Below are 23521 nucleotides of genomic sequence, written 5' to 3' on the forward strand. Positions count from 1 at the left end.
GCTAAAACCACAACAGCCCGATTCATAACAGCAAAACACCTGATAATCTTTAAAATGACGTTCAACATATTTTTGTAAAACGTAGCCATTAGGTGGAGTCGTAATAGAAGATCCATCGAACAAATCTGTAGCCGTATGAATTTTCCAACTTCGCTTGTGTACGTCGATGCCAATAAATAACTTTGAGTCGGTAGTATCCTTTGTTTTCATAATAAAGAAATTAGATTGTTTTTATTATATAACTTAGGGTACGGCTTTTACATTGTTGCTATATTGCATATGCTCCCTTTAGGAAGTAAACGCAACATATAAGAGACGTTAGCACAAATTAGACAAACAAAAAAATTATGACTGGATTAAAAAACAACTTATTCTTAATTTTTTCAATTTTAACATTGACTCTTCTAACCTCTTGTGGTGCAATAGTAAAATCAAAAGGGAATAAATATTTAACGGAAGAAAAAGGAGCTATTCCACCTGAATTTGGAAAAGAAAAAAATACTTTATTATTCATTACTCATCATAGTAGCTACAATAAATATTTGAAAAAAAATACTAGAAAAATATATAAAGGCGATTATGAACTTGTCTCAGAAGATGAGTTTAAAACAAATGATAAATACGAGGACTTAAATAAGTATAGATTTGTTTTTGATTATAATTACATATCACCTGGTTATGACGTAGTAAGAGCTGATGGATCTACAAGAGCGCCACTTTATAATGTCAAAAAATTTAGAATTTTAGATAGAAAAGAAAACAAAGAATACGTTAGTAAAATAACATCAAGTTTTTGGAGTAAACTACAGAAAGTATATCTAAAAAAACTTAATGCAAAATTGATGGCTGAATAAAATTAATAACTTGTGCTAACAATGTATCCGCAATTACGGCGGATTCGACTACGTCCGAATCCACTCGGAATTACTAAAGCTTGTGTTTAATCTGAAATAATTGCTAATTTAACCCGTGACTGGCGGTTATACGAGACCGTTAGCATTAAATTGAAAATGAATAGAAAAATATCTTCTAACATAACTAAAATCTTTCAGATAGTATTGATTGTGAAATTTATCACTTTATCTATTGTATTTTTTATTACACTATTCATATTTGACTTAAAAACAAACTTGATAATAGTTACTTGTTGGTTTATTGGTCTATTTATTTTGTGCAGAATGGGGATAACTAAATTAAGAACGGTCTATTGGAATGAGCAATCTTTATCAATTGGAAATATAAAGTCTAAGAATTTAATTTCATTCACTGACATAAAAAATATTGAACGGACTTTTCTTTTTGATGACTTCCCATTTAAAATAAAGTATGTGGAATCAGGAAAATTAAAGAAACTATATTTTCTTCCAAAAAGCAAAGTATTTCAGGATATGATGAGCGAAAACGAACTGATTGAAAAACTAAAAAAAGAAATAAAAAAATCTAATGCTAACAACGTGTAAAAATAATTACTTAGCTGTAGCATACTCGGAAAACCCTACGGATTTTACTATGATTCGTTCCATTTTTACTAACTTTAGTACTTAAACACGCAACGAAATCATACACAATCACGTTACCTGCAAGCTGGTACGTTAAAGGCACATAGTTTACACTTTTTCAAGTTATAATTTGAGACAAAAATCAAATTATTATGCCTTGGAAAAACACAACAACTATGAAAAAAAAATTGAATTTATCTGTGAATGGTGAACTGGAAAATATTCCATCACCGAATTATGTAGAAGTTTTGATATCTCCAGACCAACGGCTTTTAAGTTGATAAGTAGGTTCGAAAAAGAAGGTTTTGAGGGATTAAAAAAATACTCTAGCGCTCCTACAAATCATCCTAACGCAACTAAATAAAATATCATTGAAAGTATTCTAAATCTCAAAGTAACATATAAACTTTGAGGCGCTAAAAAAACCAGAGAATTGTTGTTTAAAAATTTACAAAACAAAAAGTCCATCTGGTAGTTACATGATATCTCAGGAAATTGGTAATAAATCACAATACCAAAACGATGTATCCCACTGTTGATCTTCATTTTTTGTAAAACAAGTATCATCATCATTTTCAGAAGGTTCATAAGTTCTTAATACCTTCTCTCCTATCTCAAACTGTACTGGTTTTTTAAATAAAGGACCATCAAATACAAACGTATGAAACTCTCCATGCTCTCCGCAAGGATCTACATTTGCAGGCAGATCTTCCAGAAACCGCTTATCTAAGATTCTTCCACAAAAAGAGGCATCAAGATATTTGGCATTTACACACACCGTGATTGCTTTAAATCCTTGTTTAATAAATTCTAAAAGTAATTCTCTTGTGTTTCTTTTCCACAGAGGAAATACAGCTTTCATTCCTATAGTTTGAAGCTGTTCTTCTCTATATTTTCGAAGATCTTCAAGAAAAATATCACCAAAAATGCAATGCGTATATCCTTCATTTTTTAATTCAATGACATTTCTTTGCATCACCTCATTATAAGAAGTCATGGATACATCTTTAGGAAACTCTATTTTCTTTATAGGAAAACCTAAGTTTTCAACCTGTTGATCTAATAACAATTCACGTAATCCGTGCATAGAAACACGATTAAAATCTTTATTGATTGTTGTAACTAATGTTAGGATTTGGTATTCTTGTTGCTGTAATATTTCGTATAATGCTAAACATGAATCTTTACCACTACTCCAGTTAAAATAGGTCTTGTGCATGAATGAGGCTATAAAAAACTTTGTATTGCCAATGCATAACTTTGCATTCCGAAACCAAGAATGACTCCTTTAGCATGAGACGAAATATAGGATTGATGTCTAAATTCTTCTCTGGCAAAAGTATTAGAAATATGCACTTCTACCACAGGTACTGTCACTGCTTTTATAGCATCTCCTATAGCAATAGAAGTATGTGTATATGCCGCTGCATTAAGAATAATCCCATCATATACCAAATCTGCCTCTTGTATCTGTGTAATCAATTCACCTTCTATATTAGATTGAAAATAGGCTAATTCGGTATTCCTAAACTGCATCTGTAATTCAGAAAAAAAAGTAACAAAAGTCTGACTTCCGTAAATATCGGGTTCTCTTTTTCCTAATAAATTCAAGTTAGGACCATTTATAATTAAAAGCTTCATTACTTATATTTTTCTATAATTGTTTTTAACTGTTATTTCCTTCTATAGCGCTATATACACCATATTTAAATTAAATCGATACTTATTCCTCTTGCCTGATAATTCTGCGATTATTTTTGGTTTTAAAAAGGTATCCTATAGATAACTGTCCTATTGAATTTCTATTTGTTACATCAAAAACAGCTGTATCATTAATATTTGATAATCCCAGATTATATCGTAATTGAAAGAAAAGACCACTCTCTAATTTATATCCTGCACCAAACCCCCAACTAAAATCAAAATTAGAAAAGGAATTAAAAAAATCATCGTTATCAGCAACATCCTCATTTCTAACTGTACTTAACGTAGAGAATTGAGGACCACTTTCTATACTTATTTGCTCAGTAACATAATATTTGGCAATTATAGGTAATGATAGATAGTTAAGACTAATTTTCTGTTCCATATTTTCTATATCCACCGTATATCCCTGAGCAGAATACAGTAATTCTCCTTGTATAAAAAAAGTACTGGATATTGGGTATTCTACTACCGCTCCAAGATGAACCCGGATCCGTGAACCAGCGTTATCCAAATCACCCGTAATACCAGTATAACTAACCCCTCCTTTAAACCCTGCACGTGCATATTGAGGATCTTCATCAATTTTCTGAGCATGACTGCTTAACACAAAGCATATAATCATTAGCAAGGATAGAAAAGTTTGTTTTACCATAATTAAAATACGTTTATACTCAAAAATAACTTTATTTTTTAAAATGACGATGGATATATAAAATAAGATGATAAATCTTTTAAAATTTTTAGGCAAATATATTTTTCATGAATAGACTTTATTTTTATAAAAATTTGTACGTTTAAACTCACAAAAAACCGATAAAGTGTTAATTTTAATATTTTTTTAACACGTTGGTTTGAAAATTACTATAATTTCGCTGTAAACTTTAAACAAATAATAAACATGAAAAAAATTATTTTATCAGCATTAGCACTAGTAGCTTTTACTTTTGCAAATGCACAGGACACAGAGCAAACAGCTACAGGAAAATGGCTTATTGAAGCAAATACTGGATTTGGAGCGGCTCACACAGCAAATACAGGATTTCGATATTATGCTATTTCTGATGACGGAGGTTCTGGATATAATTTAGGGTTAGAAGGTGGTTATTTTGTAATGGACAACCTAGCTCTTAAAGTAGGATTAGGGTATGGTTCTAATAAACAAAATTCTGATGCAGATTCATTTAGCACATTTAGTTACAAAATTGGTGCTAAATATTATGTTACAGGTAAAATTCCTTTACAAGTAGATTATAGTGGTCTTAGTGTTAAAGATGCAGATGATAATCCATCATTCTTAGGATTGCAGGCTGGATATGCTATTTTTCTAGGTGATGTTGTTAGTATCGAACCAGGAGTACGATATAATTTAACTTTGGATGATGAAATTGCCCAAAGTGTATTCCAGCTTAACATTGGATTTGCTGTTCATTTATAAAATATCAATATTTTAAATATTATGAAAACCATGTTAATACTTTAGCATGGTTTTTTCTATTATATAGAAGGTATTTGATAAAATTAGTGTTAAAAATATCTTTACTCAACAGTTACTTTACTTATTAGGGTTTACATCTTATACTTAAAATAAAAAATATTGATTTAAAATTTCCTAATTGATTACCTTACATTTTATTTCTGCAACATGAATAATAAGTGTTTCTATGACACTAACAATTAAATTTTATTGATCGCTTAAAAACAGGAATAAACAAATGAAATGGACACATGCTTTAAAAGATTACACACACTATCTCCGTATTGAGAGAGGTCTTTCTGATAATTCTATTGTAAGTTATAGTCTGGATATCGAGCGGTTGATCAAATACATGGAAACCAATGAAATCGAATCCTCACCTTTGGTTATAGAAAAAGATATTTTGCAACAGTTTATTTATGAAACGGCAAAACTGGTCAATGCCAGATCACAAGCGCGAATTATTTCTGGTCTAAAAAGTTTTTTTAATTACCTCGTTTTTGAAGATTATCGAGAAACCAACCCCATGGAGCTGATAGAATCTCCGAAAATAGGCAGAAAACTACCTGACACTTTATCTGTAGATGAAATAGATAATATCATAGCAGAAATAGACCTTGGTAGTCCTGAAGGTGAACGTAACAGAGCTATTATAGAAACCTTGTACGGTTGTGGTCTCCGTGTCACAGAATTAATTGAACTAAAATTGTCTCATCTCTTTTTTGATGAAGGATATATTAGTGTCACCGGTAAGGGAGATAAACAACGCTTTGTACCTATAGGAGATCTTACTAAAAAGTATATTAATATTTATAGAAATGAAATAAGGATTCACAAGAATATTCAAAAAGGACATGAGGATACTTTATTTCTAAATAGAAGAGGTAAACAGTTAACCAGAGCCATGATCTTTACAATAGTGAAACGCTTAACAGAAAAAGCCGGAATTCATAAAAAAATAAGCCCGCATACCTTTAGACACTCTTTTGCAACACACCTATTAGAAAATGGTGCAGACCTAAGTGCTATACAAGTTATGCTAGGTCATGAGAGTATTACTACCACAGAAATTTATATGCATATTGATCGCAGTCATCTCAGTGAAATAATGAACGCTTTTCATCCCAGAAGATAAAAACAAAAAACTCTCAAAAATTAATTTGAGAGTTTTTTAGCATATAATAAAGTTCCTTTTATCGAACTACTTGCCCTTGTGGAATCGCTGAATTAACTGACATTAAAAGTAAGTCTCCAGGAGCATCCGTTGATTGGATCGTTCCTGTAAGTGGTGTAAGAAAAAATGGAGCTCTGTCTTCATCCGGAAAAGGTTCTACAGATATAGAAATTGTTGCACCTCTTAGATCCAAAGGAAATACCAGCCCAGTTGGAGCTACATTGTTATTCAAAAAATCTTCTCCTGGATATTGTGGTGCTGCATTTATAGTACTACTTGATGAATTAAATTCGTCTGGACCACTAGGATCAGTAAAAGTACCCATAGAAATAGGAGTTCCATTAACCACAGCCCAAGCTTCATATTTCCATCCTGCTCTAAGCGTATTTAATGTCAATCCTTGTGTGGATTCAGTAAACCAAATACCTGATGCTTCATTTGTCTCATCATTATCTGTAGGTGTAGCCATTTCAAAAGTTCCAGCATTGCCAGTAAATGAGGTAACAGCTTCCTCAAAGCTTAGTGTTGCAGCATTACCACTAAACGTCCCTTTAAGAATTCTAGTATCAGATGGTGTGTTGTTATTATCACTTGCCTGTTCTATCGTTAATATAAACTCTGTAGCCGCTTCCAGTTTTGAAGCTTCAAAAGTAAATATTTGCTCATCTGCATTAGTGAATTTTGTTGTTGGTATAACTTCACCATCAGAAACTAACCACCCCTGATACCTGGAACCATCTGTAAGTTCTTCTAATCCGAATGTATCTAACTCCATAGTTGCAGTCGCTGGACCATCATCGCTAGAACAAGAAGTACCTAATACTCCCAGGGCAATCATCCCCATTACAGTTATCTTTTTTATCATCATTTTTTTGCTTTTTAATTAATATGTAAATTTATAGAATTCATCAGAATTAATAACTACAAAAATGAATCAAAATTGTATGTTAAAATTATTATTCATTGTTTGATCTATAGTTAAAAAGGACGAAAATTAATCGATTCAATACAGAGAATTGAATTTATGATATTTCTGAAAAGGTTAAAGTATTGAATGCATACTATATTTAAAAAGCCTATGCTTCTACAGGTTGCTGTGGTGGTTTTTTAAACAACTCTAAGTAAGATTTTCCAATATGAGATACAATATCACTTGCTAATAACCCTTGATACCCTGTTTCTTGTATTGCCAGATCTCCTGCACTCCCATGCAAATATACTCCCAGCACAGCAGCATACAATGGTTCATATCCCTGAGAAATTAGTCCCGTAAGAATTCCGGTAAGTACATCTCCACTGCCCGCAGTAGCCATGCCTGGATTACCCGAAGTATTTACATAGATATCATCCTTATAAATCACTAGTGTGTTTGCTCCTTTAACAACAACAATACAATCATGGGCTATAGAAAATTCTTTTACCTTTTTAATTTTATCAAAATCATCCTTCCAAGTCCCAATTAACCGTTTTAATTCTCCGGGATGCGGAGTCAATATCGTTTGTGCACCTAATAATGGTAATAAATTAGTTTCTTTAGCTAGTATATTGATTGCATCTGCATCGATGACAAGTTTTGATGTATTCTGTTTTAAAAATTCTGAAAATGCTGTTACCGTCTTATCATGAGTTCCCATTCCCATACCAATACCAATGACAGTTGGTTCAAAATTAATAGTAATTTTTGTGATGTAATCATCTTCAGTATCAGTAATCACCATGGCCTCTGGTACAGCAGTCTGCAAAATTTCATATCCACATTCTGGAATGTATGCTGTCGCCAAACCGGCACCAGTGCGTAACGCAGCATTTACAGATAGTAGTACACTTCCTATTTTACCATAACCACCTCCTACTAATAGGCTGTGACCATAGTCTCCCTTATGAGCAAACTTATGTCTGGGTTTATATAAAGTTAAAGCCTCTGGTTTTGCGACTAATTCAGCAAAAGCACTGGTTTCCTGGATATACTTTTGATCCAATCCTATATCTACTACCTCTACATCCTGAGAATACTGACCTGTTTCTGGTAAGAAAAAAATCAATTTTGGGAATTGAAAAGTTACCGTACTGGATGCATAGATAACTCCTTCAGGATCGTCTGGTGCTTTATCTGCATACAGACCAGAAGGCACGTCTACGGATAATGTAAAAGATCTGGCAGCATTGATATGTTTTATCAGATTAATGACCCAAGGCAATAGAGGACGGTTTAACCCAATACCAAAGATTGCATCGATAACCATATCCTGTTGATGAATTTCAGGAAGATCTTCTTCTGATTTTAATTGTATTGGCCATTCTGAAGCTATAGCTTTTAATCGATCATAGTTTGTTAAAAAATCTTTTGATCGTTGTTCACTAAAATTAACAATATAGGTTTTTACTGTATATCCATGCTCTACTAATAAACGAGAAATCACCAGACCATCTCCCCCATTATTTCCCAAACCACAGAAAGCATGAATAGGAACTGGTGCTCCCTGTAGACGTTGATGTATCAAATTAAAAATTTGTGTAGCTGCGTGCTCCATCAGCTCCAGAGATGTTATTTGTTTTGATTGAAGAGTTACTTCATCTGCTTTTCTTATTTGTGATGCAGAAAATATTTTCATAGATCAGAGGTATTTTACTGTTTTTGAAATTAGTAGCTTTAGATATTGGTTAAAAATCGGTGTCATCTGCCACTGTATCATCATTAACTTGGTTATTTAAAGATTCATTATATTCAATTATTATGAATATTTTAATGAATCCAATCAATATTTAATGGATTAATAAAATTTACCGATTCCTTTCCTTTTAATTTTATTCAAAAGTAAAAAATTATACTTTTGATATTTAATATAAAGCAAACTAATGTTTCGTACAGTTTCAATTTCGGTTTTACCTAGTATTCCAGAAATAATAATGGCTTCTGCCATACCTTCATACATGCTGACGACAACTACTATTCGTACCCCTTGGGGTTAATCAACTTATATATCAACAAAATCAAATGTGCTGTTAGTTTTTAGTAAGATACTTACTAAAAAAAGCTTATTATTACAATAAATTAAAAAAAATATCATGAACGTTCTAAAATTTGGAGGTTCTTCAGTTGCAAATGCAGCAACTATCGAAAAGGTTATAGAAATTATAAGAGAACAATCTCAGAAAACATCCTTATATGTTATCGTTTCCGCTTTAGGTGGGATAACTGATTTACTTATACAAGCTGGCAAAGAGGCTTCTGCTAATAAAGAAGAGTATAAAACCACACTGGCCCTTATAGAAAAGAGACATCTTGAAGCGATCAAAGAATTAATTCCTGTGATCTCTCAGAGTGCTATCATTAGCAAAGTGAAATCAGAATTAAATAAGCTGGAAGCGCTTTGTGAAGGTGTTTATTTGTTAAGTGAACTCTCTCCAAAAACGGAGTCTGTTATTGCTAGTTTTGGTGAAATGTTATCTTCATTCATTATTTCTGAAGCGGCAAAGGTAAAAGGATTAGATATCGCACTTAAAGATTCACGGGATCTTATTATTACCGGTGACACTGCAAAAATCACAATTCAGTATGATGAGACCAATGCCAGAATAAAAAAATACGCAGAAGAAAGCAATCATCAAATTCATTTATTTCCCGGTTTTGTTGCGATGACATCAGAAGGAGAACCTACCACTCTGGGTAGAGGAGGTTCTGATTTTACGGCCGCAATTATAGCCGCAGCTCTAATGGCTGACGAATTACAAATTTGGACTGATGTAAGTGGTATGTATACTGCAAATCCAAGGTTAGTTAAACAAGCAAAACCTGTATCCCATATATCTTATAAAGAGGCAATGGAATTATCGCATTTTGGAGCTAAAGTTATTTATCCTCCTACCATACAACCCGTATTGGATACTAATATTCCGATTTCCATAAAAAACACTTTTGAACCTACTGATAAAGGGACACGAATTACTAAAGATGTTTCACAGACACAAAGACCCGTCACCGGGATCAGTCATATTGATAATATTGCCATTATCTCATTAGAAGGTGGTGGTATGGTAGGTATACCTGGTTTTTCTAAACGGTTATTTGAAGCCTTGTTTTCTGAAAATATCAATGTTATACTAATTACACAAGCTTCCTCAGAGCATTCTATTTGCCTTGCTGTAGAAGCGTCTGAAGCAGAAAAAGCAAAAATAGTACTAGACACTACTTTTGAATTTGAAATCGCCAAGCATAAAATTGATCCGGTAAAAATAGAAAACGATACTGCTATTGTAGCTTTGGTTGGAGATAATATGTATCATCATCAGGGATTAAGTGGTAAAATGTTTAGTACCTTAGGTAAAAACAATGTTAATATCAGAGCTATTGCTCAGGGGGCATCAGAGAAAAATATTTCTGTAGTGATTGAGAAAAAGGATATTAAAAAAGCATTAAATATATTACACGAAGCCTTTTTTGAAGTAAAAACAAAGCAGCTCAATCTCTTTGTAACTGGCGTAGGAAATGTGGGAAGTAAACTACTATCTCAACTAGAAAAGCAAAAAAAATATCTTAAAGATAAACTTCGTCTTAAAATTAGAGTGGTCGGGATTTCTAATTCCAGAACTATGATTTTTAATGAACATGGAATTCATCTAGACTCCTGGGAAGAGGAACTCCAAAAAGGAGAAAAAGCGAATGCTGATACCTTTTTTAAGAAAGCTAAGGACATGAATATTCGTAATTCTATTTTTGTAGATAATACGGCCAATCCTGATATTGCAAAAGTGTATAAAAAATATCTGGCAGAGAGTATGGCGGTAGTTACCTGTAACAAAATCGCCTGCGCCGATGAATACTCTAATTATGAAGAGCTACAAGAACTGTCCAGAAAATTTAGTGCATCTTTCTTATATGAAACCAACGTAGGTGCAGGATTACCTATTATTGATACTTTAAATAATTTGATTGCTTCTGGTGATCATGTTCATAAAATACAAGCGGTATTATCTGGTAGTCTTAATTTTGTATTTAATAATTATAAGGAAGGAGCTAATTTTTATGATGTAGTAAAGCAGGCACAAGAAGAAGGATATACAGAGCCTGATCCTAAAATTGATTTGAGTGGTGTTGATGTGGCTCGAAAAATATTAATTTTGGCAAGAGAAAGCGGAAATGTATTAGAATTAGAAGATATTGAAAATGAGGCTTTTTTACCTCAGGAAAGTTTAGATACTACCAGTGTACCTGACTTTTTTGAATCATTACAAGCAAATGAAGCTCATTTTAAAAAGATATTAGATGCAGCAGATCAACAGGATTGTCGCTTAAAATATGTTGCACAATATGAGGAAGGCAAAGCCAAAGTAGGATTACAGCATATTCCTGTAGGACATCCCTTTTATAATCTGGAAGGAAGTGATAATATAGTTCTTTTCTTTACGGATAGGTATCCAAAACAACCACTAATTGTAAAAGGTGCTGGTGCAGGAGCTGAAGTAACAGCTTCTGGTATATTTGCAGATATTATTAGAATTGGTAAAAAATAATGAGTACGGTAACATGAAAAGTATTAAAATATTTGCTCCTGCCACTGTTGCCAATCTATCCTGCGGTTTTGACGTTCTGGGATGTTGTCTTGATACGGTTGGAGATGAAATGGTGATTACATTAACCCAGGAACCAGGAGTTCGAATTACAAAGTTGGAGGGTGCAGATCTACCAATGGAAACTCACAAAAATGTAGCAGGTGTTGCTGTAGAAGCTTTATTAGAAAAATACGGCAAATCTATTGGCGTAGCAATTGAAATATACAAAAAAATAAAAGCTGGTAGTGGTATTGGGAGCAGTGCTGCAAGTAGTGCAGGTGCTGTCTGGGCAGTGAATCACTTACTGGATAAACCTTTTACTCCCCAAGAATTAGTAGGTTTTGCCATGGTGGGCGAAAAATTAGCCAGTGGAAATGCTCATGCTGATAATGTAGCCCCCGCACTACTTGGTGGATTCACATTAGTTCGTAGTTACACTCCTCTTGATGTTATTAAACTACATACACCTAAAGATCTGGTTATGACTGTTATTCATCCCCAAATTGAGGTTAAAACATCAGACGCACGATCCGTGATTAAACAGAAAGTAACACTACAGCAGGCCATACATCAATGGGGTAATGTAGGAGGATTGATATCTGGTCTCTACACAGAAGATTATGAACTTATAGGAAGAAGTCTGGAAGATGTAATCATTGAACCTTTGCGTTCTATATTAATTCCTGAATTTAAAAATGTAAAAGAAGCGGCTATGACACACGGCGCATTAGGTTGTGGGATTTCAGGATCTGGTCCTTCTATATTTGCATTGAGTAAGGGAATGGATACTGCGACTAAGGTAGCAGATGCAATTAGGAAAGTATATAATACTACAGGGTTAGATTTTGATATTCATACCTCGATCATTAATAATTATGGTGTAAAGATAATCGACTGAATCAATTTTTATAACTAAAAATCATCATAAAACATAAGAATATAACCTCATGAAACAAATAAAAAAAATAGCAACAGGATCACCTTGGGAAGATATTGTAGGCTACTCCAGAGCCATAAAAGTGGGTAATACTATTGAGGTATCAGGAACTACAGCAGCAGGAGCGAATGAATATGAACAAACTGTAGCAATTTTTGAATCTGTAAAGAAAGTATTAGCTGAATTAGATGCAGAGTTGAACCACGTGGTAAGAACCAGAATCTACTGTACTAATATCTCACAATGGGAAGAAATAGGAAAGGCACACGGAGCATATTTTGGTGAGATAAAACCTGTTACTTCTATGGTCGAAGTTTCAAAATTAATAGATCCTGAAATCCTTGTAGAAATTGAGTTTTCAGCTATTATTCCTTAATATACCAGAAAGAACTAAACACATGCAATATTATAGTTTACATCATAACGCTCCTAATGTACCTTTTTCTGAAGCTGTTATCAAGGGGTTAGCTCCTGATAAAGGATTATATTTTCCTGAGAAAATAAGTCCTTTACCCACTTCTTTCTTTGATAAGATTAAAAGTCTTGATAATATAGAAATCGGATATCAGGCGATAAAACAATTTGTAGGGGATCAAATTCCTGAACCTGTACTAAGAGATATTTTAAAAGATGTATTGAGCTTTGATTTTCCAGTGGTGGAAATCGAAGATTCAATTGGCACCTTAGAACTTTTTCATGGTCCTACCATGGCATTTAAAGACGTTGGCGCCCGTTTTATGGCACGTTGTCTTGAATATTTCAATCAGACCAATGAAAATAAAGTTACTGTACTGGTAGCAACTTCTGGGGATACTGGAGGAGCTGTGGCTCAAGGTTTTTTAGGCGTTAAAGGAGTTGATGTCGTTATTCTATATCCATCAGGCAAAGTTAGTGATATACAAGAAAGACAATTGACTACCTTGGGACAAAATATTACTGCTCTAGAAGTGGATGGTGTATTTGATGATTGTCAGGATATGGTGAAGACTGCTTTTCTTGATACAAGTATTACCGATTATATGCAACTAACTTCTGCTAACTCTATCAATGTTGCACGATGGTTACCTCAATTACTATACTTCCTTTTTGCATATAAACAAGTAAAAAGTAAAGGAAAAGATATAGTTTTTTCTGTTCCTAGTGGAAATTTTGGTAATATCTGCGCTGGTATTGTAGCTCATAAATTAGGACTTCCTGTAAAACAGTTTGTGGCATCTACAAATATTAATGACACTGTAGTCAAATATATGGAGACGTCTACTTATACACCTAAACCATCTAAAGCTACTATTTCTAATGCAATGGATGTAGGAAACCCTAGTAATTTCATAAGGATTCAAGAATTATTTGATACTAATTTTGAAGCGCTTAAAAGTTTATTCTCTGCTTACAGTTTTGATGATGATTCTACAAAAGAAGCTATGAAAAAGATTTATAAGCAATCTAACTATATAGCAGATCCACATGGTGCAGTAGGATATCTTGGGCTGAAGAAAAAAGGGATGCAACAAAACGAATATGGTATTTTTTTAGAAACGGCACATCCTGTTAAATTTAGAGACATTGTAGAAGAGACTTTAGATACATCTATTGCTATTCCTGATCAGATTGAAAAGGTGATGAATAAAGAGAAAGTGAGTGTCAAAATAAAAGGCTATACAGAACTAAAAGATTTTTTACTTAATATAAGTAAATGAGCTAATGTTAAAGCACCGCCCAGGAGGTAACACAAAACCACTTACCTGCTGTTTGTTAACACTATGAAAAAAGCCTGATAGATAAAAATCTATTAGGCTTTTTTTATACTATACTATCCAATTTATAATTAATTATCTGGACATTGTAGTCAATACTTTATAAACAATATTAGATGTAGCAGCAAGATATTTAAAATTAACTGTTGTATACGTATCAGAAGGTTGATGAACATATGGAGAGTTATCACCATTTTTTAATTCTGCCGTAATCGTAATATTTTCAAAACCTAAAGTAGAAAAAATTCTGGTTTCAGGCGTAGATACTAATCGTTTAAAAACTGGTGAAGGTGATTCTAATCTATATGCAGATTCTAAGCTTATATTAGAAGCAAGTAATTCTATTGCCCTATCTTCATCAATATCCCATCCCATATAATCCACTCTGTGCATTGAAGTAACGTTCATTTTATCTTTTTTCAACTTATCAACAAACATCCTGCATCCAATCATATTCGTCTCCTGTTGATCAAAAAATACAATAATAAAATTTTTAGACCTATCCTCAAGCTCATTTAATTGACCAGCTACATACATTGTGAGTGCTACTCCGGTTGCATTATGTACTGCACCCGGACTATTTTCTGAAGTATCATAGTGTGCTCCTAATAAAATATACTCTTTACTATCAGTAGTAGCAGGTAAGATCGCATATACATTAGATCCTTTGTAAGTATTACCTTGTTTATCTGCTACGTTATAATCATTTCTTTTTGGCTTTAAACCGATCTGTTTTAGATAATCTGATAAATAATCCGAAACAATTTTTCTCTCAGACGAACTAGCTCTACTTGATAACTTTTTATTACCCTTAATAGGTACATATCCCGTAAGCTTACCAACAATATCTTTTTGAACATTTATAATGCTTGCTTCTAAAGCATCATCTAATTGAGCAAAAGAAAATTGAAAGCAAAAAATAAACGAAAGTAAAGTTATTAATCTATATATTCTCATTTTTAAAAAGTTTGTATACTTATTTTTCCTCTTAACGCAAATTTATAAAATTATAATTCAAATTAAATTTTTGAGGTTTATAATTACTAATATTTAAGTATATGATTCCAAAAACTATACCATTTTTTTATTTTGACATTTTTTTACTCCTAATAATAGTAAATAAATAGCATCTTTTATTTCTTACCTTTATTAGAAACTTAAAATCTACTTATATAGAGTTACTAAGAGCTCTTTTAAATCATTATATCATGACAATACGTATTATTATTTCTTTTCTCTATCTCTTCATCTCCCTAGGTTGTATATCTGAACCAAAACAGGATAAAACCGAAAATGATATTCTAAAAAACACAAATAATCAAGTTACTAAGACTAAAGACGCAGTATTTAAAGATACTATGATAAATCTTAATGTCTCCAATCAGGTCACTAAAATTAAAGATACCATCATTGTTAAATCTCAAACATTAAATAAACCAACTAAAATTACTACAGCAACATCTAAATCAAATTACACTAAAAACAATAATATAAAAAATGATAGTATTGCATTAAAAATATCACTTCCCAATCATAATATCTGGGATCAATTAACAAAAAAACATGTATCACCCTCGGGAAATGTTAGCTATACAGGCTTTATATCTGATATAGATATTTTAAATTCTTATTTACTGCACCTACAAAATATATTTCCACAGAAAAATTGGTCTAAAAATGAAAAATTAGCTTATTGGTTTAATTTATATAATGCTTCGACAATACAGCTCATTGCCACCTCCTACCCTGTCAAAAGTATTAAGGATATACATGGAGGAAAACCCTGGGATAAAAAATTTATCAAATCTGGCTCCAATCTGTATTCTCTAAATGATATTGAAAACACAATAGTACGCTCTAATTATTCTGAACCCAGATTGCATGTTGCATTTAATTGTGGAGCAATTTCATGTCCTAAATTATTAAATGGAGCTTTTTTACCGGCTAATCTAAATACACAATTGCAGCTCTTATCTAAAAACTGGATTAATGATCTTTCTAAAAATAAAATTGCTATTAATGAATTACAAATAAGTAAAATATTTGAATGGTATAAAGATGATTTCAAAAATGGTATCATCCCATTTATAAATAGATATACTGATATAGAAATACAACAAGATGCAATAATAATCTTTTTAGATTATAACTGGAATTTAAATGAATAACGTTTTAGAACTGCATTTGATTTATAGTAATAATATTAGACACATCGTATATCACTCAAATTAATCTGCTTTAAAATAGTTAACAAACAATATGTTAATTTTTATAAATAACGAATAACCTCCTTCCATCAATACTCACTTTAAATAAACAAAATTCTGAAAATCAGTGTTTTGAATTCACAATACATACTATTTATTAATAACACTTCTGTAACAAAGCAATTATCTAACAGGGGAAAAAAACTATTTATTCAGGGTATTTAGCTATAAAAAAACGTACAAGAATCAAATACATTTGTATCAAACAATTGATGAGATATTGTATTGTACCGGTGAATGTAGATCTGTATCAATTGATTCACTAATTATTAATTATAAAATAAAAAACATGAAAAATTTATGTAATCTAAAGATGATCACATCTTTGGTAGTAGGGGCTTTATTTATTATATCCTGTGAAAAATCAGAGGTAACTAATGAGATTGAACAAATTGGAGATCCACAAGAAGAAGGGTTTAAAAGTGTCACTGGTCATACAGATAAGGTATTAAAAATTGAGGATGAGGCAACTAAGCCTATTTTAAAAATGCATTTTGATGATAGCATGTCTAAAGAAGAAGCTATTCTTTCATTTGATAAGGCTGTTAATGATTATATAAGCAAACAACCGATTCAAAATAAAGCGTTTAGCACAGAGTGGTTTTACAGAGTATGGACATATACTGGTAATCAAAGTAATAATGATACCGATGGAGATGCTGGAACTTATGTACGATTTAATACCAGTGCAGGTGGATATACTGCTCCGTTTAATTGGATGGATAATTTTGGTGATGATCGCGAAGGTGGATGGGATGCTTATTTATTTAAAGCTTCATTCCCGGGACAAGCAGTAGAATGGGTAGAGATTGATTATGCTACTTTATATCTGGAAGGTACTGATGGATGGTTTGTAACTGATTTTGTAGTTCAATTATGGACAAGCGATCAGACTTTACCAGCTACCGGATCATCTTCTTTATGGTGCGAACCTAATGTTTGGTTAGATAATTCTTGTTCTGATAGTTGCTGGGATAGCTATTTCTGCGATAGTACATCAACGGGTCGATTAAGCTTTTAACTAAGTAAAATTCTAAAAAACATACTGATATAATATATAATAGGCGTATACTATTATATGATTTATCACTAAACCGGGTTTATGGATGTATATCTTTAAACCTGGTTTATCTATTTATTTTTAATATAAAATCTATAGGTTAGTCCGATTTTTGCAAATAAATTTCCATTCATTTCAGGGTTTATTAAGGTTCGATCATCATCAAATTCGAAAGCAGACAAGCGTATAGGTAATGTATCCCCTTCTTCGAATACTTCATTTGATATACTAGTATAACCACCCTGTAATTTTACTAAAATGCTCTTGTTTAAAAAACTATGTTGTATATAGGGTCCTATTTCTATAATAGAAGATTGCACATACAAATTAGGTAGTGTATTTTCTTGTTGTAAACTATAGGATCTTACTGGTGCCTCAAATCCAATTCCCAAAGAAAAAACCTCATTAAAACGATAATTGACATCTCCATTAACAGGTAGGTTAGCAGTAATTTCCCAATTTTTATTTTCACTAAGATAATATAGACCTAGTATAGGTGTTGTTAGTATTCCAAACCCTTCCTGACTTAGATACCATCCCATACGATATTGGAAATTTATGTTTTTCTGATATTTTAGCAAAACCAGTCCACCCATAAAAAAATGATCGCCATCTGTATGCAAATCCTGGCTTGCTATTTTTGGTAACAACAGATAACTCCCAGACCAGCGTTCACTATGTTTTACATTGATTCCACCCTTGAACCTTGCATATTGCAGACCAATGGTAGTGCCACCAGGAAATAAATCTAATTTTTGCTGACCATAATCTAAGCCGGTAATAATTGCAATTTTATCACTTACTTTTATAGGATAGGTTACTCCTACATTCAGTGAACCTACATTTGTTTTCTCTTCACTATTCTCAAAACCCACATTATAAACGTTTCCATAGCTCAATTTTACAAGATCAATATACTCCTGAGAAATAGAAAATTGTACAATTAAGCTAAGACAGTAAAACAGGTATTTATTTTTCAATGGTTTAAAATTTTAAGGTTGTTCAATTTAATCTTAGTAAAACTATGATTCTATATTTTTATTAGATATTTAATCCTTTTATAAAATACTCAACTCTTGTAATATAGGAAATAATTAATTAAGCATATACTCAATTATAGATTATTGAAAACAGATTAAATTTCAATTTTAACTACATCACTATTGAACAGTGAAATCCAATTTAAAACTCAAAAACAATGCTGGTAAAGTCTCAAAAATCCATATTTCGAAGTGATCATAAAAAGCTTACATAAATAACTTATAATAAACTACCTGGACTCAAGGATATAATCAAAATAAGAGTGCTTCCCTATAAGAATCAGGCAATAAGACTCCTTTATCCTGATACTATTTGCTGTACTAAAAACAAAATCTCAAAAAGTTCTATTGATCCAATTCATGTATCATCTTTTCGCATATCTTTTAATAAACCAGAAGCAAAATACGTTACTAATATGGCAGCAAAACCTATACAAATCCACATAAACCATGGTTGTTGCCAAATGGATAGCGTTACTTTTTCTTTATCAGTTTCCTCTACTAATGTAATTGAAGTGATTTCTGATACAGATAAATTATCAGAAACCCTATCTCTAAAATATGCTATATCATATTGTGGTGCTGTCAGATTGTGATCTCCAGCGGAAATTGTATATGTTTCCTTCTTTTTTAAATCAGCAACAACATATAAGGGCTCTTGTAAAAATTCAATAGAAGATATCTCTAATGCAGGATTATCTTGATTCTCTATTTCGATAAATAGTTCTTTACCAAAAAACGAATTCAAAGAAAAATTTGCTTCCTTATTAGAATGAATTGTAAAACTTGTTAATTGCTGTTTGTAAGTATGTATTTCATGTTTTATCTTTTTTTCTTTCAAGACATAAATGATAGCAGTTCTATTATATAAATCCGGTGCAGTAATATTAAAAAGTACTTGGTTAATAACTTCAGGATGTTCAAAAGTAATATGAATTTTGGTTTTCTTTTCTTCTTTCAGCTGCGAAATAGTAGTTGTTTGTGCAGGAATCACATCTTGCTTAGACTTTATAATATTTGTAGTCGCTGTTCCTATTTTCAAAAGATTAACTGGTAAAGAATTACGATCATCAAATATGATTTTCACATAGTTATAAGATGATAAAGGAAATTTGATAATCTTATAAACACTAGTACTTGTTGGGTTAGTAAGATTATATAGTTGTTGACTATTTACAAGTCCAAACCATTGTTTCTGATCATTACTCCCCTGTAAGCTAAAGCGCTTACTGCCTGCATAATTTGATAATAATAAAATTGCTTTTTCTATTTTTAATTTTGAGTTTTTAAAAATATAGGTTGAACTGGTATCAGCAATAGTAGTCTGAGAAATAATCTTAAACTCTTCAAAATTAGAAATTCGAGTTTCAGCATCATCTGTATGTATAAAATAAGGCACTTGAGCACCTTTACTATCCCAAATTCTAAAATCACGAATATCATTATGTGTATAAGAACGTACTAAATGAGGAATCTTAATTTTATATAATCCGTCAGCTCCTATACTATGAAGTGAGCCATTTACCTTATGTTGTTGAGCAGATATAGTGCTTATAAAAATAAATAGTAATAAACTAAGTAACTGTTTGATCATCTTCTGGTTTTGTTTTTTCATCAATAACTAATACTTTAATTTTTTGGTATACAAATGATATGATTAGCACCAACACTCCTAAGAGAATGAAGGCTATAATTTTTCCTGTTTCTGAAACATTACTGATATCGTATATGAACAATTTAAGAATAGTCAAACCTAAAAGTGATAAAGCAATTATTCTTAAATCTTTGATACTTTTTTTAATTCCGATCAATAAGAAAATAAATGCCATAATACCCCATAATACCGGTAATCCTGTTTTAATAATTTTAAATTTTGCGAGATTAATAACACGTGCTGCATGTAATCTGTTATTGTAATAACCTGCAGAATCATTAGTAAAAGCTATATCAGACAATTGAGGGTTCATAAATTTCAACCCATGAAGAATAAGTTCTGAACTTGCTAAATACACTAAAACGAAAGCAGTAACCCAAATCATAATTCTGGACTTAAATAAACCTGATTTTTTATTTATTTTGAATAGTAAATAACAAAAATATCCAATAATCAATAAACAGATATAATGCATATAAAAGGCTAATTGACTATTCTCCACCAGAATCAAATTCCCTTTTTGTTCTAAAAATGGTAATCTGGAAAATAAAAATACGAATACAATGATATTGATAATGATTAAGACAGTTGCCAATTGATGATTGATATTATTTTTTCTTTTGTGTAAAAAGAAGCAAAACACCGCAGAAAATAATAAGTGATATACCACAGGCAAAGTAAATAATGAATATAATTCATTATCAAAATACATATAGGATTGATATAAAACTTCTAAAATTCCAACAAAATATCCAAGTACAATTGAAACAATAACTGCTATTTTTCTGTAAATAACAGGATTAAAAGTAAATCCGAGTTTTTCTTGTTTTACAATCTCATTTCTTAATAAATACCACACTGATATTAATGAAATTACGGATACAATACCTGTAATAAAAGCAGCATTTCCTACCACCATCAATATCTCATCAGATGTATATAGTTTTATCCAGTCAATTAACAAACTAAATAACATTAAAATATGAACGATACCTGATGCAAAACGATAGCTTCTTATTTTTGATTTCTGTGCCAACCAAATCAGTAATACCCCTTCTGCTGCCCAAAAAAGCGTTATGTTATTACCTTCAAACTGAATTGGTATTGCTAATGTGATAAATGACAGTGTTAAGCCAATTAATAGATATATAGCCGTTTTATCTAATCCGAATTTCTTGTACAAGACCCATGCATACATTAAATTAAGTATTGCCAAAATTGCAGTAAAAAGTCCTCTGTATATTGGAAAAACGGCAGATAGTATGATCATACCTATCCCATAAAAAATAAAAGTATTGATGGATAAGATCGTAAGTTGTGTTTTAGTAAATATTCCTTTATTGCGAATATTATGAATAATATTCATAACAATAAAAATCATGTAAAATACGAGACTGAAGATAAATGCTCCCGTATAATGAGGTTCAACATTATTTATGTCATCACTAAACCAACCTATAAATAATAGCGTTGTGAATATAAATGCCAGAATATTCACAAGATTCCATTTTTTAAAATATGCTAAAGCTAAAATACCAATATCCAGAATTGCTATGTAGCTAAATAAAACTAAGTAATTACCATTTCCTGTTCTTATCATAAAAGGTACTGCAAAACCCCCTATAAGAGATAAAACAGCTAGTTCTATACGATTATAAGACATCGATATTAAACAACTAAATGTTGTGATAAACACCATGATAACAAATGCAACCGTCTGACTAAACAACTGATATTCATGAAACCCAATAGCTATGGTAAAATAAAAAATAGCAATAGCTCCTGACACTAATACAGAACTAAAGGCATTATACTTTTTACGTAACTTATGAGCAACAGCTAATACTAAACTTCCTGCTAATATCCCAATACCTACCCTTCCTGTTTCATTAATCCAGTCTTTGTCAATAGCATATTTCACAAAATAACTGATACCAAGAACTAAAATGAGTATCCCTATTTTATTAATTAAGTTCTCACCGATAAACTTCTCTAAATCTGGGTTTTTCTCTTTAAATCTTTGCCAAAAACCTGGTCTGGGCGGTTGGATTTGTTTTTTTACTTGTTTAGTATAGATAGGTTTTTCATTTTTTAATTGCTCTTTTATATTCCCGACTGGTTTTACTTTTTCTGGTATAGGAGTAAGAGGACTTATCTCTGCTGCTTTTATAGGTTTTGCTTTCTCTGATTCTACAGGTTTTATTGAGATTGCTTCTTCTTTTTGTGTAGGTTTTACGGGAGTAGCAGGTTTATTTTCTTGATGTACTATTTCATTCTTAGTTTCTTCTTTAGAAACCACTTTTTTAGTTATGCTATTTGTCTTTAATACTTTATCTAATTTATCATTCAAGTCATTTATATTCTTTTGTAAATCATTAATTCTACCTTTCAGAGTGACCTTAAAATGAATAAGTACAATTAATAAAATAAGTAATAAAATAAAACTAAACTCCATAGAAATAATATCTGTTGATTATCAAAGTAAATATAAGTTTATTTAATGAACTGCCTACGAGGTATCAAAACAAGACCGCTTCACTTAAGAATTAGGAAACAAGACTCTTCTATCCTGATTCTATATACTGAACCCAAAACAAAGTCTCAAGGAAGTCTATGGATTAAACTTCAAATAATTTATGGTATAACTCCAAAGAATCACAAGGAGAAGTTGTTATATAAATATTCTTCCTGAAATAACCACTGTATTTCTAATTATAAAATTTCACATTTATAATCCACGTAACCCCTGAAAACAGGGTGCTTATTTCACTGAAAAGAGTGTTTGCTATTACCACCTGCATTCTCATCTTTGTACTGTTCATTCATCTTAAAAACAAAATACACATAAACTAAAACGAAAAACATGAAAAGAAAATTTGTAAACATTGCTCTGGTAATTGCTATTCTTGTTGCAGCTTCTTGCAAAAATCAAAATAATGCTGAAAACCAAGATAACATTGATAATGTTGAAGAGGTTGCAGAGAATAATGAGGAACCAAAAGAAGAAGAAGTTACTAAGGTAAACACATCCACAGATACTCCAAAGTTTAGTGATCCAAAAGTACAGGAATATGTGGATTCTTATGAAGCATATATTGCAGAATATAAAAAAGTAGTAGCGAGTAAAGATATGACTGCATATGCCACATTAGGTCAAAAAGGACAAGAACTTTCTGTAAAAGCACAAGAAATTTCAGGAAATCTTTCTGGAGATGATATACAAAAGTTAAGTGATTATTCTACTGCAAAAGCAGCTCAATTACAAGAGTTGAATGAACAGTTGATGCAACAATAATCATTTATAATTAGCAATCATAATTGGGGAATTATGCTGAATGCTTCATTCGATATATTGAATGAAGCATTCTATTTTTACGGAGACAATATAAAATAAAATTATTTTAA

At 31.6% G+C, this 23521-nt stretch carries 21 protein-coding genes and 1 pseudogene; 12 read left to right on the forward strand and 10 right to left on the reverse strand.

The features are described from left to right. Nucleotides 1-210, reverse strand: a pseudogene (locus ABD816_RS08865) (IS110 family transposase); the annotation flags it as partial. 137 nt (nucleotides 211-347) lie between these two features. Between ABD816_RS08865 and ABD816_RS08870 the strand changes: the two are divergent. The 3 genes from ABD816_RS08870 to ABD816_RS22295 all read left to right on the forward strand — a co-directional run bounded on the left by ABD816_RS08870 (nucleotide 348) and on the right by ABD816_RS22295 (nucleotide 1863). Continuing rightward, nucleotides 348-854 carry a hypothetical protein gene (locus ABD816_RS08870; protein WP_344926559.1) on the forward strand — a complete coding sequence of 169 codons (507 nt, stop codon included), beginning with the start codon at nucleotides 348-350 and terminating at the stop codon, nucleotides 852-854. A gap of 324 nt (nucleotides 855-1178) precedes the next feature. After that, nucleotides 1179-1460, forward strand: coding sequence for a hypothetical protein (locus ABD816_RS08875; protein WP_344926561.1), 282 nt, complete (start codon nucleotides 1179-1181; stop codon nucleotides 1458-1460). Between the two features lie 265 nt (nucleotides 1461-1725). Beyond that, entirely contained in the window at nucleotides 1726-1863 is a 138-nt protein-coding gene (locus tag ABD816_RS22295) for a helix-turn-helix domain-containing protein (protein ID WP_425549112.1), read from the forward strand. Between the two features lie 123 nt (nucleotides 1864-1986). Here ABD816_RS22295 and ABD816_RS08880 read toward each other — a convergent pair whose 3' ends face one another. The 3 genes from ABD816_RS08880 to ABD816_RS08890 all read right to left on the reverse strand — a co-directional run bounded on the left by ABD816_RS08880 (nucleotide 1987) and on the right by ABD816_RS08890 (nucleotide 3858). Next, nucleotides 1987-2718, reverse strand: coding sequence for a Dph6-related ATP pyrophosphatase (locus ABD816_RS08880; RefSeq protein ID WP_344926563.1), 732 nt, complete (start codon nucleotides 2716-2718; stop codon nucleotides 1987-1989). An 8-nt stretch (nucleotides 2719-2726) separates the two neighbouring features. Continuing rightward, nucleotides 2727-3140, reverse strand: a complete 414-nt coding sequence (aroQ, locus tag ABD816_RS08885; RefSeq protein ID WP_344926564.1) for a type II 3-dehydroquinate dehydratase — start codon at nucleotides 3138-3140, stop codon at nucleotides 2727-2729. An 82-nt stretch (nucleotides 3141-3222) separates the two neighbouring features. Next, nucleotides 3223-3858, reverse strand: coding sequence for a porin family protein (locus ABD816_RS08890; RefSeq protein ID WP_344926565.1), 636 nt, complete (start codon nucleotides 3856-3858; stop codon nucleotides 3223-3225). A gap of 246 nt (nucleotides 3859-4104) precedes the next feature. On the opposite strand from ABD816_RS08890, the gene ABD816_RS08895 reads away from it, so the two are divergent. Further along, entirely contained in the window at nucleotides 4105-4641 is a 537-nt protein-coding gene (locus tag ABD816_RS08895; protein WP_344926566.1) for a hypothetical protein, read from the forward strand. Nucleotides 4642-4918: 277 nt separating this feature from the next. After that, nucleotides 4919-5815, forward strand: coding sequence for a site-specific tyrosine recombinase (locus ABD816_RS08900; protein WP_344926567.1), 897 nt, complete (start codon nucleotides 4919-4921; stop codon nucleotides 5813-5815). A gap of 58 nt (nucleotides 5816-5873) precedes the next feature. Here the strand turns inward: ABD816_RS08900 and ABD816_RS08905 are convergent, their stop codons facing one another. Continuing rightward, a complete protein-coding gene (locus tag ABD816_RS08905; RefSeq protein ID WP_344926569.1) occupies nucleotides 5874-6722 on the reverse strand; it encodes a hypothetical protein in 849 nt (282 codons plus the stop codon). A gap of 208 nt (nucleotides 6723-6930) precedes the next feature. Next, nucleotides 6931-8466: an NAD(P)H-hydrate dehydratase gene (locus ABD816_RS08910; protein WP_344926571.1), complete on the reverse strand. Its 1536-nt coding sequence runs from the start codon at nucleotides 8464-8466 to the stop codon at nucleotides 6931-6933. Nucleotides 8467-8920: 454 nt separating this feature from the next. Here ABD816_RS08910 and thrA point away from each other — a divergent pair, with 454 nt between their 5' ends. Genes thrA through thrC form a run of 4 tightly spaced genes read left to right on the forward strand, consistent with a single transcriptional unit; the run spans nucleotide 8921 to nucleotide 14038 of the window. Next, complete coding sequence (gene thrA, locus ABD816_RS08915; protein ID WP_344926573.1) at nucleotides 8921-11365, forward strand: bifunctional aspartate kinase/homoserine dehydrogenase I; 2445 nt, start codon at nucleotides 8921-8923, stop codon at nucleotides 11363-11365. Between the two features lie 13 nt (nucleotides 11366-11378). Beyond that, on the forward strand, nucleotides 11379-12302 hold the full coding sequence (locus ABD816_RS08920) for a homoserine kinase (protein WP_344926576.1): 924 nt from the start codon (nucleotides 11379-11381) through the stop codon (nucleotides 12300-12302). Between the two features lie 49 nt (nucleotides 12303-12351). Then, nucleotides 12352-12717 (forward strand): RidA family protein, encoded by a 366-nt coding sequence (locus tag ABD816_RS08925; RefSeq protein ID WP_344926578.1) that lies wholly within the window; start codon nucleotides 12352-12354, stop codon nucleotides 12715-12717. Between the two features lie 22 nt (nucleotides 12718-12739). Further along, nucleotides 12740-14038 carry a threonine synthase gene (gene thrC / locus ABD816_RS08930; RefSeq protein WP_344926579.1) on the forward strand — a complete coding sequence of 433 codons (1299 nt, stop codon included), beginning with the start codon at nucleotides 12740-12742 and terminating at the stop codon, nucleotides 14036-14038. A 132-nt stretch (nucleotides 14039-14170) separates the two neighbouring features. Here thrC and ABD816_RS08935 read toward each other — a convergent pair whose 3' ends face one another. Continuing rightward, nucleotides 14171-15052 (reverse strand): M28 family metallopeptidase, encoded by an 882-nt coding sequence (locus ABD816_RS08935; RefSeq protein ID WP_344926580.1) that lies wholly within the window; start codon nucleotides 15050-15052, stop codon nucleotides 14171-14173. A gap of 251 nt (nucleotides 15053-15303) precedes the next feature. Here ABD816_RS08935 and ABD816_RS08940 point away from each other — a divergent pair, with 251 nt between their 5' ends. Both ABD816_RS08940 and ABD816_RS08945 read left to right on the forward strand, forming a co-directional pair. Beyond that, the gene (locus ABD816_RS08940; protein ID WP_344926582.1) at nucleotides 15304-16263 is read left to right on the forward strand and encodes a DUF547 domain-containing protein; all 960 of its coding nucleotides are present in this window, start codon (nucleotides 15304-15306) and stop codon (nucleotides 16261-16263) included. Nucleotides 16264-16651: 388 nt separating this feature from the next. Then, nucleotides 16652-17383 (forward strand): hypothetical protein, encoded by a 732-nt coding sequence (locus tag ABD816_RS08945; protein ID WP_344926584.1) that lies wholly within the window; start codon nucleotides 16652-16654, stop codon nucleotides 17381-17383. Nucleotides 17384-17493: 110 nt separating this feature from the next. Here the strand turns inward: ABD816_RS08945 and ABD816_RS08950 are convergent, their stop codons facing one another. The 3 genes from ABD816_RS08950 to ABD816_RS08960 all read right to left on the reverse strand — a co-directional run bounded on the left by ABD816_RS08950 (nucleotide 17494) and on the right by ABD816_RS08960 (nucleotide 22571). Further along, the gene (locus ABD816_RS08950) at nucleotides 17494-18402 is read right to left on the reverse strand and encodes a DUF6268 family outer membrane beta-barrel protein (RefSeq protein WP_344926586.1); all 909 of its coding nucleotides are present in this window, start codon (nucleotides 18400-18402) and stop codon (nucleotides 17494-17496) included. A gap of 418 nt (nucleotides 18403-18820) precedes the next feature. Next, on the reverse strand, nucleotides 18821-20056 hold the full coding sequence (locus ABD816_RS08955; protein WP_344926588.1) for a hypothetical protein: 1236 nt from the start codon (nucleotides 20054-20056) through the stop codon (nucleotides 18821-18823). Next, nucleotides 20037-22571 (reverse strand): DUF2339 domain-containing protein, encoded by a 2535-nt coding sequence (locus ABD816_RS08960; protein WP_344926590.1) that lies wholly within the window; start codon nucleotides 22569-22571, stop codon nucleotides 20037-20039. The genes ABD816_RS08955 and ABD816_RS08960 overlap by 20 nt, the downstream gene beginning before the upstream one ends. Nucleotides 22572-22979: 408 nt before the next feature. On the opposite strand from ABD816_RS08960, the gene ABD816_RS08965 reads away from it, so the two are divergent. Further along, nucleotides 22980-23411 carry a hypothetical protein gene (locus tag ABD816_RS08965; RefSeq protein WP_344926592.1) on the forward strand — a complete coding sequence of 144 codons (432 nt, stop codon included), beginning with the start codon at nucleotides 22980-22982 and terminating at the stop codon, nucleotides 23409-23411. Nucleotides 23412-23521 lie beyond the last annotated feature (110 nt).

The organism is Aquimarina addita (genome assembly GCF_039539305.1).
Taxonomy (GTDB): Bacteria; Bacteroidota; Bacteroidia; order Flavobacteriales; family Flavobacteriaceae; genus Aquimarina; species Aquimarina addita.

Coding starts and splice junctions, on each gene's coding strand:
- ABD816_RS08895 (WP_344926566.1), top strand. CDS start 4,105: ATGAAAAAAATTATTTTATCAGCATTAGCACTAGTAGCTTTTACTTTT.
- ABD816_RS08955 (WP_344926588.1), bottom strand. CDS start 20,056: ATGATCAAACAGTTACTTAGTTTATTACTATTTATTTTTATAAGCACT.
- thrC (WP_344926579.1), top strand. CDS start 12,740: ATGCAATATTATAGTTTACATCATAACGCTCCTAATGTACCTTTTTCT.
- ABD816_RS08965 (WP_344926592.1), top strand. CDS start 22,980: ATGAAAAGAAAATTTGTAAACATTGCTCTGGTAATTGCTATTCTTGTT.
- ABD816_RS08960 (WP_344926590.1), bottom strand. CDS start 22,571: ATGGAGTTTAGTTTTATTTTATTACTTATTTTATTAATTGTACTTATT.
- thrA (WP_344926573.1), top strand. CDS start 8,921: ATGAACGTTCTAAAATTTGGAGGTTCTTCAGTTGCAAATGCAGCAACT.
- ABD816_RS08910 (WP_344926571.1), bottom strand. CDS start 8,466: ATGAAAATATTTTCTGCATCACAAATAAGAAAAGCAGATGAAGTAACT.
- ABD816_RS08870 (WP_344926559.1), top strand. CDS start 348: ATGACTGGATTAAAAAACAACTTATTCTTAATTTTTTCAATTTTAACA.
- ABD816_RS08890 (WP_344926565.1), bottom strand. CDS start 3,858: ATGGTAAAACAAACTTTTCTATCCTTGCTAATGATTATATGCTTTGTG.
- ABD816_RS08945 (WP_344926584.1), top strand. CDS start 16,652: ATGAAAAATTTATGTAATCTAAAGATGATCACATCTTTGGTAGTAGGG.
- ABD816_RS08875 (WP_344926561.1), top strand. CDS start 1,179: ATGGGGATAACTAAATTAAGAACGGTCTATTGGAATGAGCAATCTTTA.
- ABD816_RS08905 (WP_344926569.1), bottom strand. CDS start 6,722: ATGATGATAAAAAAGATAACTGTAATGGGGATGATTGCCCTGGGAGTA.
- ABD816_RS08920 (WP_344926576.1), top strand. CDS start 11,379: ATGAAAAGTATTAAAATATTTGCTCCTGCCACTGTTGCCAATCTATCC.
- aroQ (WP_344926564.1), bottom strand. CDS start 3,140: ATGAAGCTTTTAATTATAAATGGTCCTAACTTGAATTTATTAGGAAAA.
- ABD816_RS08900 (WP_344926567.1), top strand. CDS start 4,919: ATGAAATGGACACATGCTTTAAAAGATTACACACACTATCTCCGTATT.
- ABD816_RS08940 (WP_344926582.1), top strand. CDS start 15,304: ATGACAATACGTATTATTATTTCTTTTCTCTATCTCTTCATCTCCCTA.
- ABD816_RS08925 (WP_344926578.1), top strand. CDS start 12,352: ATGAAACAAATAAAAAAAATAGCAACAGGATCACCTTGGGAAGATATT.
- ABD816_RS08880 (WP_344926563.1), bottom strand. CDS start 2,718: ATGCACAAGACCTATTTTAACTGGAGTAGTGGTAAAGATTCATGTTTA.
- ABD816_RS08935 (WP_344926580.1), bottom strand. CDS start 15,052: ATGAGAATATATAGATTAATAACTTTACTTTCGTTTATTTTTTGCTTT.